At 43.8% G+C, this 14,925-nt stretch carries 14 protein-coding genes, 1 tRNA gene, 1 rRNA gene, 1 other RNA gene and 1 other annotated feature; of the genes, 14 read left to right on the top strand and 3 right to left on the bottom strand.

Features of this window, described 5'->3' with window-relative positions:
- Positions 1-52 precede the first annotated feature (52 nt).
- Positions 53-169, top strand: a 5S ribosomal RNA gene (gene rrf, locus D0466_RS17865).
- 381 nt (positions 170-550) lie between these two features.
- On the opposite strand, the gene D0466_RS17870 is transcribed toward rrf, so the two are convergent.
- Positions 551-1,516: a YaaC family protein gene (locus tag D0466_RS17870; protein WP_117323912.1), complete on the bottom strand. Its 966-nt coding sequence runs from the start codon at positions 1,514-1,516 to the stop codon at positions 551-553.
- 108 nt (positions 1,517-1,624) lie between these two features.
- On the opposite strand from D0466_RS17870, the gene guaB reads away from it, so the two are divergent.
- From guaB to D0466_RS17900, 6 genes are all read left to right on the top strand, one after another.
- On the top strand, positions 1,625-3,088 hold the full coding sequence (guaB, locus tag D0466_RS17875) for an IMP dehydrogenase (protein ID WP_117323913.1): 1,464 nt from the start codon (positions 1,625-1,627) through the stop codon (positions 3,086-3,088).
- A gap of 237 nt (positions 3,089-3,325) precedes the next feature.
- Positions 3,326-4,654, top strand: coding sequence for a serine hydrolase (locus D0466_RS17880; protein ID WP_117323914.1), 1,329 nt, complete (start codon positions 3,326-3,328; stop codon positions 4,652-4,654).
- 149 nt (positions 4,655-4,803) lie between these two features.
- The gene (pdxS, locus tag D0466_RS17885; protein WP_117323915.1) at positions 4,804-5,685 is read left to right on the top strand and encodes a pyridoxal 5'-phosphate synthase lyase subunit PdxS; all 882 of its coding nucleotides are present in this window, start codon (positions 4,804-4,806) and stop codon (positions 5,683-5,685) included.
- Positions 5,686-5,845: 160 nt separating this feature from the next.
- Entirely contained in the window at positions 5,846-6,436 is a 591-nt protein-coding gene (gene pdxT / locus D0466_RS17890) for a pyridoxal 5'-phosphate synthase glutaminase subunit PdxT (RefSeq protein ID WP_117323916.1), read from the top strand.
- Positions 6,437-6,490: 54 nt separating this feature from the next.
- Positions 6,491-6,710, top strand: a binding site (T-box leader).
- 64 nt (positions 6,711-6,774) lie between these two features.
- Complete coding sequence (serS, locus tag D0466_RS17895; protein WP_117323917.1) at positions 6,775-8,052, top strand: serine--tRNA ligase; 1,278 nt, start codon at positions 6,775-6,777, stop codon at positions 8,050-8,052.
- Positions 8,053-8,164: 112 nt separating this feature from the next.
- Positions 8,165-8,257 (top strand) — tRNA-Ser (locus D0466_RS17900).
- 207 nt (positions 8,258-8,464) lie between these two features.
- Here D0466_RS17900 and D0466_RS17905 read toward each other — a convergent pair.
- Together D0466_RS17905 and D0466_RS17910 are read right to left on the bottom strand one after the other, a co-directional pair.
- Complete coding sequence (locus tag D0466_RS17905; RefSeq protein WP_117323918.1) at positions 8,465-9,136, bottom strand: deoxynucleoside kinase; 672 nt, start codon at positions 9,134-9,136, stop codon at positions 8,465-8,467.
- The gene (locus tag D0466_RS17910) at positions 9,114-9,773 is read right to left on the bottom strand and encodes a deoxynucleoside kinase (RefSeq protein ID WP_117323919.1); all 660 of its coding nucleotides are present in this window, start codon (positions 9,771-9,773) and stop codon (positions 9,114-9,116) included. The genes D0466_RS17905 and D0466_RS17910 overlap by 23 nt, the downstream gene beginning before the upstream one ends.
- A 259-nt stretch (positions 9,774-10,032) precedes the next feature.
- Between D0466_RS17910 and tadA the strand changes: the two genes are divergently transcribed.
- The 7 genes from tadA to D0466_RS17945 all read left to right on the top strand — a co-directional run bounded on the left by tadA (position 10,033) and on the right by D0466_RS17945 (position 14,298).
- A complete protein-coding gene (gene tadA, locus D0466_RS17915) occupies positions 10,033-10,554 on the top strand; it encodes a tRNA adenosine(34) deaminase TadA (RefSeq protein WP_117323920.1) in 522 nt (173 codons plus the stop codon).
- Positions 10,555-10,633: 79 nt separating this feature from the next.
- Positions 10,634-10,898, top strand: an RNA gene (gene ffs, locus D0466_RS17920) — signal recognition particle sRNA large type.
- 167 nt (positions 10,899-11,065) lie between these two features.
- Positions 11,066-12,754, top strand: coding sequence for a DNA polymerase III subunit gamma/tau (gene dnaX, locus D0466_RS17925; RefSeq protein ID WP_117323921.1), 1,689 nt, complete (start codon positions 11,066-11,068; stop codon positions 12,752-12,754).
- 20 nt (positions 12,755-12,774) lie between these two features.
- On the top strand, positions 12,775-13,098 hold the full coding sequence (locus D0466_RS17930; RefSeq protein ID WP_117323925.1) for a YbaB/EbfC family nucleoid-associated protein: 324 nt from the start codon (positions 12,775-12,777) through the stop codon (positions 13,096-13,098).
- Positions 13,099-13,115: 17 nt separating this feature from the next.
- Positions 13,116-13,712 carry a recombination mediator RecR gene (gene recR, locus D0466_RS17935; protein WP_117323922.1) on the top strand — a complete coding sequence of 199 codons (597 nt, stop codon included), beginning with the start codon at positions 13,116-13,118 and terminating at the stop codon, positions 13,710-13,712.
- A gap of 23 nt (positions 13,713-13,735) precedes the next feature.
- Entirely contained in the window at positions 13,736-13,954 is a 219-nt protein-coding gene (locus D0466_RS17940) for a YaaL family protein (RefSeq protein WP_117323923.1), read from the top strand.
- 77 nt (positions 13,955-14,031) lie between these two features.
- A complete protein-coding gene (locus D0466_RS17945) occupies positions 14,032-14,298 on the top strand; it encodes a pro-sigmaK processing inhibitor BofA family protein (RefSeq protein ID WP_407675647.1) in 267 nt (88 codons plus the stop codon).
- The last annotated feature ends 627 nt before the right edge of the window (positions 14,299-14,925 follow it).

The raw sequence follows: 14,925 nt of genomic DNA on the forward strand, positions 1-14,925 counted from the left end.
GCAAAATCCTTACCTGTTATCCAGTTTTGAAGGAACAACGTTCCTTTATATGTTTGGTGATGATGGCGAAGAGGCCACACCCGTTCCCATTCCGAACACGGAAGTTAAGCTCTTCAGCGCCGATGGTAGTTGGGGGTTCTCCCCCTGTGAGAGTAGGACGTCGCCAAGCAAACGGAAGACCAGCCGGTTCAGGCTGGTCTTTTTGCAGTTTCGAAAATCATTTCTCGATGCATAGCTCTGATGGCAAGCAATTTAATAATAGGAACAGAGGTAGTAGATTTAAATATTACTAATGTACTTTAATCATTGAAATGATAGGGGTTCAGGACCATAACAATTCTGCCCAAAATTTGTGATCCGAGTTTTAAACTCTATTGCATCTGCTATAATTCATAACCTTCCGAATTGCATGAGCTTGGGGCAAATTCCTAGGCCATAAAATTTCCCCGGCAATGCTTCGAACCTCTTTTTCTTTATTCTCCTTCGGCAGATTTATAGTCCTTTCGGTAGCCAAGCATGACAACTTCCCTTTGATCATCTGATAATCGCCCTAGAGGAACCTTTCCCTCGAGAGCCATTCGTAAACGAGATAGGGCCCTTTTACCATTGTGATGTTTAGAAATTGCGCGATAAAAGGATAATCATCATTTGGCATTGTTTTTAGGAGTTCCGTCCACCATTCTGTTTCGTAACGGGCAATCATGCTTAGATTATAAAGCAGCAGATAATGAATCATCAGCTCTGGAAAATGATAGCAGGGGGAATCCTTTTTCGTTGATATTACAAAATTTTTTTCAACAAGGTTATACCGGACCGGAGAGTCAGAATTAAGTGACCACTCCCTGCCCGGGTCGAGATGTATTTCAGCGGTATGCTCTTCTACCGTCAATTCTGTTTGAATCCTTGTGCTTAGAAAGTCCCTAAACCGGCTGCTTGTCATATAAAAAGCATTCAGTGCTTCCATTGGAAGGGCATACCCTTTTTCTAGAGGAGTCAGTGTCCTAAAATTATATATGGAATGGACGTGTTGAAAGCATTTTTCAAGCTCAGGAAGTTCGTTCATGAGTTCCCTCATGGAGTATTTTTCTCCTTCAAGATGCTTCAGGCCAAACATTCTCTCTGCCATGCAGGAGAACAATCCATTTTTTTGAACCTTGACTTCATCTTGGATAAATTCATATTGCTGTTTCTTTCGTTTACGGGTCGTAGCACCGTGGGCGAGTACGGAGGTTGATTCCGGATAATTAGGGTCGATTGTCAAAAGGCAGGCTTTCAGTAACTGTATAAACCCATAGAAACATAATATAGGCTGGATCGATAAAGGTGCAGATGCTGCCTGCTGGTAATAGGTCTTGGCATGTTCTATGTAATACATAAAAGGATAGCAGTTCTCATAGCTTTTAATTTCGCTATTTGTAACGTTTTCTCCTTCGTAGCATTTTTTTAAAAAAGACTGCGTAGAGGAAGCGGAAAAAAAATAAATGTAAGAATCCCAAATATCATTTTTTATATCCAAGGTGAGACCCCCAAATTAATAGAAAAATCAAACATTTCTCATCTACCTTGACAGTATTTTGTCCAATTGATAACCTACTAATAATATTTTTAGCAGGAGGGGAAAAAGATGTGGGAGAATAAATTTGCAAAAGAAGGATTGACTTTTGATGATGTACTATTAGTACCTGGCAAGTCCGAGGTGCTTCCGAAAGATGCAAGCTTGAAGGTCACCTTGGCTGAGAACTTGAAGCTGAATATACCCGTAATAAGTGCCGGAATGGACACAGTTACAGAAGCTGAAATGGCGATTGCCATGGCTCGCCAGGGGGGACTTGGCATCATCCACAAAAACATGTCTATCGAACAACAGGCTGACATGGTGGATAAAGTAAAACGTTCTGAAAGCGGCGTTATTACCGATCCTTTTTTCCTAACTCCCGAACATCAGGTTTTTGACGCTGAACATTTGATGGGAAAATACCGCATTTCCGGAGTGCCAATCGTGAATAATCAAGAAGAACAAAAATTAGTTGGAATCATCACCAACCGCGATTTGCGCTTTATCCAAGATTTCTCCATGAGCATTTCCGATGTAATGACAAAGGAAAATCTTGTGACTGCTCCTGTTGGTACGAATTTGGAGCAAGCGGAAAGCATTCTTCAGCAATATAAAATTGAAAAACTTCCCCTTGTAGATGAGAACGGTGTTTTAAAAGGGTTAATTACCATTAAAGATATTGAAAAGGTCATTGAGTTCCCAAATTCGGCAAAGGATAAGCAAGGAAGGCTGCTTGCCGGAGCTGCAGTAGGGGTTACAAAGGATACCATGAAACGCGTTGAGATGCTGGTAAAAGCAAATGTGGATGCAATCGTAGTAGATACGGCACATGGACATTCAAAAGGAGTGCTTGAAACTGTAAAACAGATTCGTGAAGCATATCCGGAGATTACGATTATTGCAGGCAATGTAGCAACGGCCGAAGCAACCAAGGACTTAATTGAAGCAGGTGCGGATGTTGTAAAGGTAGGAATCGGCCCTGGCTCAATCTGTACCACTCGCGTTGTTGCCGGTGTAGGGGTACCTCAAATTACCGCCGTATACGATTGCGCAACGGAAGCGCGCAAGCATGGGAAAACAATCATCGCCGATGGAGGCATCAAATATTCCGGTGATATTGTAAAGGCGTTGGCAGCCGGGGGACATGCCGTCATGTTGGGAAGCATGCTTGCCGGGGTCTCTGAAAGCCCGGGAGAAACAGAAATATTCCAGGGCCGACGCTTTAAAGTGTACCGCGGCATGGGTTCTGTTGCAGCCATGGAAAAAGGATCAAAGGATCGTTATTTCCAGGAGGAAAACAAGAAGTTTGTCCCTGAAGGCATCGAAGGGCGTCTTCCTTATAAGGGTCCTTTGGCAGATACCATCTATCAATTAGTCGGGGGACTTCGTTCCGGCATGGGGTATTGCGGCGCAAAAGACCTGCATGATTTAAGGGAAGGCACACAATTTGTGAGGATGACAGGTGCGGGATTGAGAGAAAGCCATCCGCATGATGTCCAGATTACCAAAGAATCTCCGAACTACTCGATGTAATTCCTGTATATTTCCTTTTTTGGAAATAATTTTAATAAAGAAAATGGGCAGAGAGGGACTTTTCTCTGTCTATTTTTTTTATCATGGTTGTGATAAACTAGACAAGGTGTTCTTAGGACAGTGGATTTACGATAATCATAGATGTTTGGTTTTTTCGCCGTTGTTAAAATAAAGGACAAATAACGAAGATGGATTCTTCGACAAATATAGAAGCATGAAAGTTGGAGGTATTTGAAAGTGAAACGAGTCAGCAGGTATACACTGATTTTTACGATGTTTTTTGTATTGGTCGCTTCCCTATTTGCCTATAATCCCGGCAATGTGAAGGCGGAAGAAGATACGCTCGGTTTGAAGGCGGAAGCAGCGATGATTCTTGATGCTAAATCCGGAAAAATCCTGTATGAAAAAAATGCGGATAAGGTGCTTGGAATTGCATCGATGTCGAAAATGATGACTGAATATATGGTTTTGGAAGCAATTGATGAAGGAAAGATAACCTGGGACCAGACAGTGAAAATCAATAACTATGTACATAGGCTTTCAAAAGCGCCGAACCTCTCGAACGTCGGGCTGACTGAAGGCGAAGACTACACGGTTAAAGAATTATATGAAGCAATGGCTGTCCACTCCGGAAATGCAGCTACAGTGGCATTGGCTGAGTTGCTTGGGGGCAGCGAAAAGAACTACGTGATGTTGATGACGAAGAAAGCAAAAGAATTGGGATTGAAGAATTTTAAATTTGTAAATTCTAGCGGGCTTAATAACAAAGACTTATTAGGCAACCACCCGGCTGGTTCAGCGAACGAGGAAAATGTGATGACTGCACATGACATGGGATTATTGGCTTTTCGCATTCTTACTGATTATCCCGAAGTGCTTGAAACCGCCAAAATTCCGAAGCTTAAATTCCGTGACGGAAAAGAATACGCTAACTTTAACTGGATGCTTCCCGGATTGATTCATGGATATCCTGGAGTAGACGGATTAAAAACGGGTTCAACCGACTTTGCCGGCTATGCCCATACGGGTACGGTAGAGAAAGATGGACAGCGTTATATCACGATTGTCATGAAATCGACATCGAAGGATGAACGGTTTGGCGATACAAAGAAACTGATGGATTATGCGTTCGCTACTTTTGATAAAGAAAAGGTCCTTTCTGCGGGTTATAAGCCGAAAGATAAGAAAACTCTTCCTGTCGTTAAGGGAAAGGAAGACAAGGTTGAAATCGAAACCAAAGAGGCTATCGAGCTGGTTACCAAACGGGATGAAAAAGGGAATTACCAGCCACAGGTGGTACTAAACAAAGAAAAGCTGAATAAAGATGGCGAACTTCTTGCTCCAGTTAAAAAGGGAGAAAAAATCGGATATGTGACCGTAAAACCAAAGAAAGGCCAGGAATATGGCTTTATTACACGCGAGGGGAATAATTCCATTACCGTTGATTTAGTCGCTGCAGAAAAGGTAGAGAAAGCGAACTGGTTTGTTCTTTCCATGAGAGCGGTCGGCGGTTTCTTTGGGGATGTTTGGAACGGTGCCGCTTCTACGATTAAGGGCTGGTTCTAATACGCAATAAAAACCCAATAATCGTCAAAATTTTTAGGCTCCTGCCTTGACAGGAGTTTTTTTTTAGAGATAATTCATATAATAGGCTTGTAAATCCTATGTTTATAGTTGGAATAAATTAGCAGTCAACTTATCTAGGGGGTAGAAGAATGATCACTGGTACAGACAGAGTTAAACGCGGAATGGCTGAAATGCAAAAAGGCGGCGTCATTATGGACGTTGTAAATGCGGAGCAAGCTAAAATAGCTGAGGAAGCAGGCGCGGTTGCCGTTATGGCACTAGAACGTGTTCCTTCCGATATCCGCGCAGCAGGCGGAGTAGCAAGAATGGCTGATATCTCAATCGTTCAGGAGGTTATGGAAGCTGTTTCAATCCCGGTTATGGCAAAAGTGCGAATCGGCCATATAGTTGAAGCACGTGTCCTTGAATCTCTTGGTGTCGATTATATTGATGAAAGTGAAGTTTTGACACCGGCTGATGAAGAATACCACTTAAACAAGAAGATATACACGGTGCCGTTTGTCTGTGGCTGCCGCGATTTGGGTGAAGCGGCGCGCCGAATCGGTGAAGGTGCGGCCATGCTTAGAACGAAAGGCGAACCTGGAACAGGGAATATCGTGGAAGCTGTGCGCCATATGCGTATGGTAAATGCCCAGGTCCGCAAATTGGTTTCCATGAATGAAGATGAGATCATGACGGAAGCTAAATTATTGGGTGCTCCATATGAAGTACTGCTTCAAATCAAGGAAAACGGCGGTTTGCCTGTGGTGAACTTTGCGGCTGGCGGTGTAGCTACCCCTTCTGATGCGGCTTTGATGATGGAACTTGGGGCAGATGGAGTATTTGTTGGTTCCGGTATTTTTAAATCTGATAATCCAGGAAAATTTGCGAAAGCGATCGTTGAAGCAACAACGCATTATCAGGACTATGAACTAATTGCCTCAATTTCTAAAGGGCTCGGGACGGCAATGAAAGGCTTGGAAATTTCCGATATCGCTCCTGGACAGAGAATGCAGGAACGAGGCTGGTAAAGTGAAAAACATAAGTGCCTTGCTCAGCCGCTATAGCGGCATATACGTCGGCTAAAATCTGCCATGGCCTGTGGAAACGCCGACGTGAGCAGGTCCTGTGTAAGTCCGAGGGGCTAGGCACTGTAGCTAGACAAAAATATACATTTTAAAGGAGGTCCTCATGGTTACTATCGGTGTTTTAGGGCTGCAGGGTGCTGTAAGGGAGCATGTGCGCTCTGTAGAAGCATCAGGCGCCTCTGCTGTTGTAGTAAAGAAAGCTGGCCAGCTTAAAGATATTGATGGCTTGATTATCCCTGGCGGAGAAAGTACGACAATGCGCAGGTTGATTGATAAATATGGTTTCATGGAACCATTAAGGGATTTTGCGAGCCAAGGAAAGCCTATGTTCGGCACATGTGCCGGCCTGATCCTTTTGGCTAAGCGTATCGAAGGTTATGAACAAGCTCATTTGGGTGTATTGGATGTTCTTGTTGAGCGGAATTCCTTTGGCCGCCAGGTAGACAGCTTTGAAGCCGATTTAACGGTTAAAGGGTTGGCTGATCCGTTTACCGCTGTATTTATCCGGGCTCCCCACATCATGGAGGCTGGAGAAAATGTTGAGGTTTTAGCTGAATACAATGGCAGGATTGTCGCTGCACGCGAGGGCCAATTCTTAGGATGTTCGTTCCATCCTGAATTGACGGATGACCATCGGCTGACAAAGTACTTTATCGAAATGGTGGAACAGTCCATTCAAGCAAAAACTGCATAAAATTGTTGCATATCGTAAAAAACTATAGTACATTATGGAAAACAATTTCATATTTATAAAACCATGACAGGAAACAGTAACAGGTTTTGCTTTCTATCAGAGAGCCGGTGGCGGGTGAAAACCGGTGTTGGCAGCTTGTGAATCCATCCTGGAGTAAAGTATGGAACACCCCTCGGGTCAGTAATTACTTTCGGCATAAGCCGTTATCTATATAAGTGGTTGGCTATTTATGCTTTCAACTAGGGTGGCAACGCGGGTAACTCTCGTCCCTTTTTAGGGGACGGGATTTTTTTGCGTTCTGTACTTTGAAACTGGTTATAAAACAGGAGGAATCTTGCATGCTGGATTTAAAATATTTACGCAATAATTTTGAGGAAGTAAAACGCGTCCTGCAATATCGCGGGGAAGATTTGACCGACTTAGGCAAGTTTGAAGATCTGGATGTGAAACGCCGTTCGTTGATTACGGAAACCGAGCAGCTCAAAAGCCGCCGTAATGAAGTATCCCAACAGGTAGCGGTTCTAAAGAGGGAGAAGAGGGACGCTGACCATTTAATTACGGAAATGCGTGAAGTGGGTGATAAGATCAAATTGCTAGATGATGAACTTCGTGAAGTGGAAGTGACATTGGAAAACTTACTGTTATCCATTCCGAATATCCCGCATGAAAGCGTACCGGTCGGGGAGACTGAAGATGATAATGTCGAAATTCGCAAATGGGGGGAAGTACCGCAATTCGACTTTGAACCAAAACCCCATTGGGACGTAGCAGACGCGCTTGGCATCCTTGATTTTGAACGGGGCGGAAAGGTGACAGGCAGCCGGTTTGTGTTTTATAAAGGGTTAGGGGCCCGCTTGGAGCGTGCATTAATCTCATTCATGCTCGATTTGCACGTCGAAGAGCACGGATATGAAGAAATGCTGCCGCCTTTTATTGTAAATCGCGCAAGCATGACAGGCACAGGCCAGCTTCCCAAATTTGAAGAAGACGCTTTCCGTATCGAAAGTGAAGATTATTTCCTTGTACCCACTGCGGAGGTTCCGGTAACAAACTATCACCGTGATGAAATCTTGAACGGGGACCAGCTGCCAATCAGTTACGCGGCATACAGCGCTTCTTTCCGATCTGAAGCAGGATCTGCCGGAAGGGATACACGTGGCCTTATCCGATTGCACCAATTCAATAAGGTGGAGCTTGTCAAATTTGTCAAACCTGAAGACTCTTACAAGGAGCTTGAGAACTTGACGGGCCATGCCGAAAAGGTACTTCAGATATTAGGGCTTCCTTATCGTGTTTTAAGCATGTGTACAGGCGATCTCGGATTTACAGCTGCAAAAAAATATGATATCGAGGTGTGGATCCCAAGCTACGGGACATATCGTGAAATTTCTTCATGCAGTAACTTTGAAGCATTCCAGGCAAGACGTGCAAACATCCGTTTCCGCCGCGATACAGGATCTAAGCCGGAGCATGTCCATACGCTGAATGGCTCTGGGTTGGCAATTGGGCGTACGGTCGCCGCGATTCTGGAAAATTTCCAACAGCCTGACGGAAGCGTCATAATTCCAGAGGTGCTGAGACCTTATATGCGTGGGGCTGAAGTCATTAAGCTATAATATAATTTTAGGGGAAGAGCGCCTTAGCTTTTCCCTTTTAAATTTTTATTAGAAAAGCAATATGAAATGTTGACAATAGAATTCCCGCGAGTTATACTATTAAATGTGACGCGGAGGTATACCCAAGTCCGGCTGAAGGGATCGGTCTTGAAAACCGACAGGGGTGTAAAAGCCCGCGGGGGTTCGAATCCCTCTACCTCCTCCATACTTATTGATTAACCACGCGCATATAAAAGAGATCGTATGAGATCAAAAATCCGTTACCATGTGTAACGGATTTTTTTATTTCTGTTATAATATCCTAATAAAAAAATCACCCCGAAAGGTGATTTTTTTAAATGGCGAAAAGGAGCAAAGTTCCAGGGAGTGTAAGCGTAACACCCGTCAAGGCTCGCCAATGGGCGGGTTTCCTTTATATTTTGCGTAGTTTTTGGCTCTGTTCCATAAATGACGCGATGCGTTCAATGATGGGTTCGATTGATTCTTCATTTTGAAAAAGGTCGTAGTCATTGATATTTAAGCGTAACACCGGACATGCATTAAAGTGGTTGATCCAGTCTTCATAACGCTGGTGCATTTCTTTCCAATATTCCACCGGCGTCTGCTGTTCCATAGGGCGGCCGCGCTCTTTGATACGATCCAGTATGTCCTCAATGGATCCTTCCAGATAAATCAGGAGATCAGGATGAGGGAAGTAAGGTGTCATGACCATCGCTTCAAAAAGGCTCGTATAGGTCTCGTAATCCACATGATTCATTGTCCCTTTTTCATAATGCATCTTCGCGAAAATTCCTGTATCCTCATAAATGGAACGATCCTGGATAAAACCGCCGCCGTATTCGAATATGCGTTTCTGTTCTTTAAACCGTTCTGCCAGGAAATAAATCTGTAGGTGGAAGCTCCAGCGGTCAAAATCATCGTAAAATTTATCAAGATAAGGATTCGCATCGACTTTCTCGAAGGAGGTACGGAAATTCAATGCATTCGCTAACGCGTTTGTCATGGTCGACTTACCGACTCCTACTGTTCCTGCGATCGTGATGACGGCGTTGTCCGAGATGTCATATTTTTTTCGTAGGTTCATTCGTAAAAACTCCTTTTTGCAGTTCCTTCTCTATGTGGGATAGGATTATGCTTAAGTCCTGTTTGTTTTCAACAAAGTCCAGCGTATCCCCGTTGAAGCGCAGAACGGGGATATTAGGGTGCTGTTCCTCAAATGTCTGCATGAATGTTGCATAATCGATCGATAATTGCTCCAGATATAAAGGGCTTATATTCTTTTCGAATTCCCTGCCCCTTTTGCCAATCCTGCGAAGCAATGTCTCCAGACTGGCATTTAGGTATACCACCATGTTGGGCTTCGGCATATCGTTCGTCAATATATTGAATATTTCAAGGTATTTATCATACTGGCGGTCTTTTAAGGTCCGCTTTGCAAAAATTAAATTCTTGAATATATGGTAATCTGCCACGACAGCTTTTTGGTTTGAAAGAATGTGCGTTTCGATATCTTCTAACTGCTTGTAGCGGTTGCAGAGGAAAAACATTTCGGTTTGAAAGCTCCATTCTTCTATGTTTTCATAAAATTTATCAAGAAATGGGTTTTCATCTACAATTTCCTTCAATAATGCAAATTCGAAATGTTCGGAGATTGCTTTTGCTAACGATGTTTTTCCCACACCAATCGGACCTTCAATGGTGATAAATGGTGTGATGTTCATGGATTTCTTCCTCCTTCAAAAACGGCATCCCAATCATAAACAGAATTCATCCATTCATGGCCGTTTTTAGTCCAAAGGATATTGTATCACACACCCAGGTGTTTAGGTGCGACATTCTTATGAGTAAAAAATAGAAATTATTTTCACACCATTCTGCAAGGAAAAAGAAGAGCAGTGGCCATCCATGTTTAATGTTGCAGTAATATATATATTCCTATAATATTCATGATTAGATGTATCCTAAGAAGGAGATTCCAATATGGACATTGATTCTTTTTTTATGGAAATGGCGCTCGAAGAGGCAAAAAAAGCAAGGGATTTGGACGAGGTTCCGATTGGGGCCGTCATAGAGGCGAATGGGGAGATCGTTTCGAGAGGCCATAATTTGAGGGAGACAGAACAAAATGCCATTTGCCACGCAGAGCTTCTTGCGATTAAAGATGCCTGTAGTAAATTGGGGACCTGGAGACTTGAGGATGCCACCCTGTATGTGACACTCGAACCATGCCCGATGTGTGCAGGGGCCATACTTCAATCCCGGATTAAAAGAGTTGTTTTTGGCGCTCACGACCCAAAGGCAGGATGTGCGGGTACATTCATGAACTTGCTGCAGGACGAGCGTTTCAATCATCAAAGCGAGGTTACAAGCGGAGTTCTTGGGGAAGAATGCGGCGCTATCCTTACTGATTTTTTCAGGGTGTTGCGGGAACGCAAAAAAGCGGAAAGAATAAAACGGAAAACAGCCGGGTTGGATAAGCATGAAGGAATTGACAGTGAATAAGGATTGCAATTTTCGCTAATCCTTAGTATACTTAACTAAGCGTCGGATATGGCGCTATATAAATTTGGTAGCAAATTTGCCGTGCTAGACGGGGAGGTAGCGGTGCCCTGTACTCGCAATCCGCTCTAGCGAGGTTGAATCCCTTCTCGAGGTTAGCATACTGTAGGGCCTGCCTTAAGTAAGTGGCGTTGACGTCCGGGTCCTGCGCAATGGGACTCCATGAACCATGTCAGGTCCGGAAGGAAGCAGCATTAAGTGGAAGCTCCCATGTGCCGCAGGGTTGCCTGGACTGAGCTAACTGCTTGAGTAACGCTTATGGGTGCTAATCGACAGAAGGTGCACGGCAGTTATTACATAGTAGGACAACTCATCCGTCAGGGTGGGTTTTTTATTTATGTTTTGAAACCATGGGGACTACTATTGTCACATTCTTTTAGATTAGATTTTGAAATTGGGAATTTTTTTACGTTATAATAGCAAGTAGGGAATAGAGATTAAGGAGGGCTTTGCCGTGGGATATCAAGCACTATATCGGGTATGGAGGCCACAGCAGTTTCTGGATGTTGTCGGCCAGGAACATGTAACTAAGACCCTGCAAAATGCGCTTATGCAGCAGAAGGTTTCCCACGCCTACTTATTTTCTGGCCCGCGTGGTACTGGAAAAACGAGTGCAGCAAAGATTCTGTCAAAGGCTGTAAACTGTGAAAAAGCTCCTGTCAACGAGCCGTGCAACGAGTGTGCGGCCTGCAGGGGAATCTCGGATAACTCAATTCCTGACGTCATCGAAATTGACGCAGCATCGAATAATGGTGTGGAGGAAATCCGCGATATCCGCGATAAGGTAAAATACGCACCGAATGCTGTGAAATTCAAAGTATATATCGTGGATGAAGTGCACATGCTTTCACAGGGAGCGTTCAATGCATTATTAAAGACACTGGAGGAGCCTCCAAAGCATGTCATTTTTATTTTGGCAACGACAGAGCCTCACAAGATTCCACTCACAATCATCTCGCGTTGCCAGCGCTTTGATTTCAAACGGATCCAGCCACAGGATATTGTTGGCCGTATGTCCCAAATTGCGTCGGAAACAGGCATTGCTTGCAATGACCAGGCAATGCATATCATTGCGAGAGCGGCCGAGGGCGGTATGCGTGACGCCTTGAGCTTGCTTGACCAGGCCATATCGTTTGGCGGGGAGGAAGTTACGGTAGAGGATGCCCTCACAGTTACCGGATCGGTATCCCATGCATTTTTGGGACGCCTGGCAAAAGCGATATATGAAAAAGATGTCTCACACTCGTTACAAATATTAGAGGAATTGCTGTCCATGGGAAAAGATCCTTCCCGGTTTATTGAGGATATGATCTTGTACTTCAGGGATATGCTTCTGTACAAGACAGCCCCCAGCCTTTCCGATTCATTTGAACGGGTATTGGCTGACCCAGGGTTCAAGGAATTGGCAGAAGTGATTCCTGCAGATCATATCTATGGGCTCATTGATAATTTTAATAAAACCCAGCAGGAAATGAAGTGGACCAATACCCCGAGAATCTTTCTAGAAGTGGCTTTAGTCAAGCTCTGCCACCAGGAACGGACCACGGATGCCCCATCCGGCCAGGTTGAAGAGTTGAAGCAACGCATATCCGATCTGGAACAGCAGCTCAACGAGATTAGGGAAAAAGGCGTGGCTGTAACATCAGAAGAAAAAGCAGTTGCCAGGCCAAAAGCCCAACGCGTCTCGGGTAAGGCGTATAAAGCACCAGTTGGGAAGATCACCCAGGTTCTGAGGCAGGCGACCAAGCAGGATCTTAATACAGTAAAAGGACGATGGGGAGAAGTACTCGAACAGCTTGGCCAGCAAAATCTTAAATCATTGGCTGCTTTATTAAATGGGGCTGAACCTGTAGCTGCTTCTTCATCTGCTTTTGTGTTAAAATTCAAGTATGATATACATTGCCAGATGGCTATGGATAATTCCCGTTTTGTCGAGGCAATGGCTGCCATCATGCAGCAGATTACTGGCAGACGTCTTGATATGGCAGGAGTTCCGGAAAGCCAATGGCAGCAAATAAGGGAAGAATTCCTTGCTGTCCAGCATATTGATTCACCTGATGCTGATGTTAAGCAGGAATCAGACCCTTTTATAGAGGAAGCCAGAAAACTTGTTGGCGACGATTTGCTTGAAATCAAAGAATAATTGGAGGTAAAAACATGGGAATGCGTGGCGGCATGGGAAATATGCAAAATATGATGAAACAAATGCAGAAAATGCAAAAGAAAATGGCAGAGGCCCAGGAACAGCTAGGTGATAAGAAAATCGAAGGCACAGCAGGCGGCGGTATGGTAACAGTGATCGTTACCGGCCATAAAGAAATCGCGGAAGTGAATATCAAACCAGAGGTTGTCGATCCTGATGATATCGAAATGCTTCAAGACTTAGTATTAGCGGCCACTAATGACGCATTGAAAAAAGCGGATGAACTGACTAATCAAACAATGGGGCAATTCACAAAAGGATTAAACCTTCCTGGAATGTTTTAAATCTCGGGGGGAATCGTATGCATTATCCTGAACCAATTTCCAAGCTTATTGACAGCTTTATGAAATTGCCGGGTATCGGCCCTAAAACGGCTGCCCGGCTTGCTTTTTTTGTGTTAAGCATGAAAGAAGATGCGGTGCTTGATTTTGCAAAGGCACTTGTCAATGCAAAGCGGAACCTTACGTATTGTTCTGTGTGCGGCCATATAACTGACCAGGATCCATGTTATATATGCGAGGATGGGCGGCGGGACCGCAGCGTGATTTGTGTCGTGCAAGATCCAAAAGATGTTATTGCCATGGAAAAAATGCGGGAATTCAATGGGTTATATCATGTCCTTCACGGGAGCATTTCTCCAATGGACGGAATCGGCCCGGAGGATATCAATATCCCAGGGCTCCTGAAACGCCTGCAGGATGAAACTGTACAGGAAGTCATTTTGGCAACTAACCCGAACATTGAGGGGGAAGCCACGGCTATGTATATTTCGCGTCTATTAAAACCGTCAGGAATCAAGATTACTAGAATTGCCCATGGGTTGCCTGTCGGCGGCGACCTTGAATATGCAGATGAAGTGACATTATCAAAGGCCCTTGAAGGCAGACGGGAAATTTAACAAGCAGTCGGGGAGGACTCTACATGTTCTTTCGTCGAAAAGGATGGCTTCGAAACGAGTATGATCAAAAACTCATGCATCAGCTCGAGTGGCAAAAAGAGAACTGGCTTAGCCAGAAATCATTGCTGGAGAAAAGCCTTGATCCTTCAGATGATGCCATCATTCAGACCAAGTTGGCAGAAATAAAGTATTTCTATTTATTTAAAGAAGCGAAAACAAGGCAGGTAAGGGTAAAAAGATAATGGGCTGCCTCTCGCCAGGTTCTTAATTTGGTTCTCCTATCATAAATTGGGAGTACAAGCTGTTGGTGGGAGGTGTGATGTTGGAGCCGTTTATCATTTTTGCGATTATCGCGGGCCTAATTTTATGTTTGCTTCTAGTAGGAGCGCCAGTAAAACCAATCCGGCTGTTGGGGCAGGGGTTGATTAAAATCGTGATTGGTGCCGTGTTTTTGTTTTTCTTGAATGCGTTAGGAAATCAATTCGGCATACATGTTCCGATCAACCTGGTAACAGCCTCCGTTTCTGGCTTTCTGGGCATACCGGGTGTGGCAGCGCTGGCGGCCATTGATTATTGGGTGGTTTAATAATATAGAAACAGAAAATGTAGAACTCGGGCAGTCGGCTCGGGTTTTTATTTTATTAACATATAACTAGGCAGAAACGAGATTACTCAAATAAATTTAATTTGAGCGACTCAATTGTTCTTCATTGGTGCTGTGTGTAATCAAGACAGTCTATAGGAAATAAATGATACCCAAAGAGAGTTTCACCATCTCAATAAAATCAATGCGGGCAAGTTGAGGTATAAAGAAGAACGCAGACTTAGGTATGCCACGTCCTTATGTGTTCGTTTGTGTGTCCCGCTCCTGTGTGCCCGAACTCGCCCAATTGATTTCATCTTATCAGAGGCTCGCCTATCGGCAATTTTTATTTATTATCCCAAAATAAAACTTAAAATATAATTGACCATATCGAGAAAGAGTGATATTATATTTCTTGTCGCTAAAAACGACAGTCATCGATTATATAATGAAATTAGTAAAAAAAATCGTTGACTTCATCCAGGAAAGATGTTATATTAATAAAGTCGCTTCTGAGAGAACGACAAAGAAATTGCTCTTTGAAAACTGAACAAAACAAAGCGCCAACGTTTTTTAGTCAGCATAGACATTAAAAGCAAAAATGAGCTATTCAAACATTTCTTCGGAGAG

It is taken from the genome of Peribacillus glennii (assembly GCF_003429105.1).
In the GTDB taxonomy this organism is placed as follows: domain Bacteria; phylum Bacillota; class Bacilli; order Bacillales; family DSM-1321; genus Peribacillus; species Peribacillus glennii.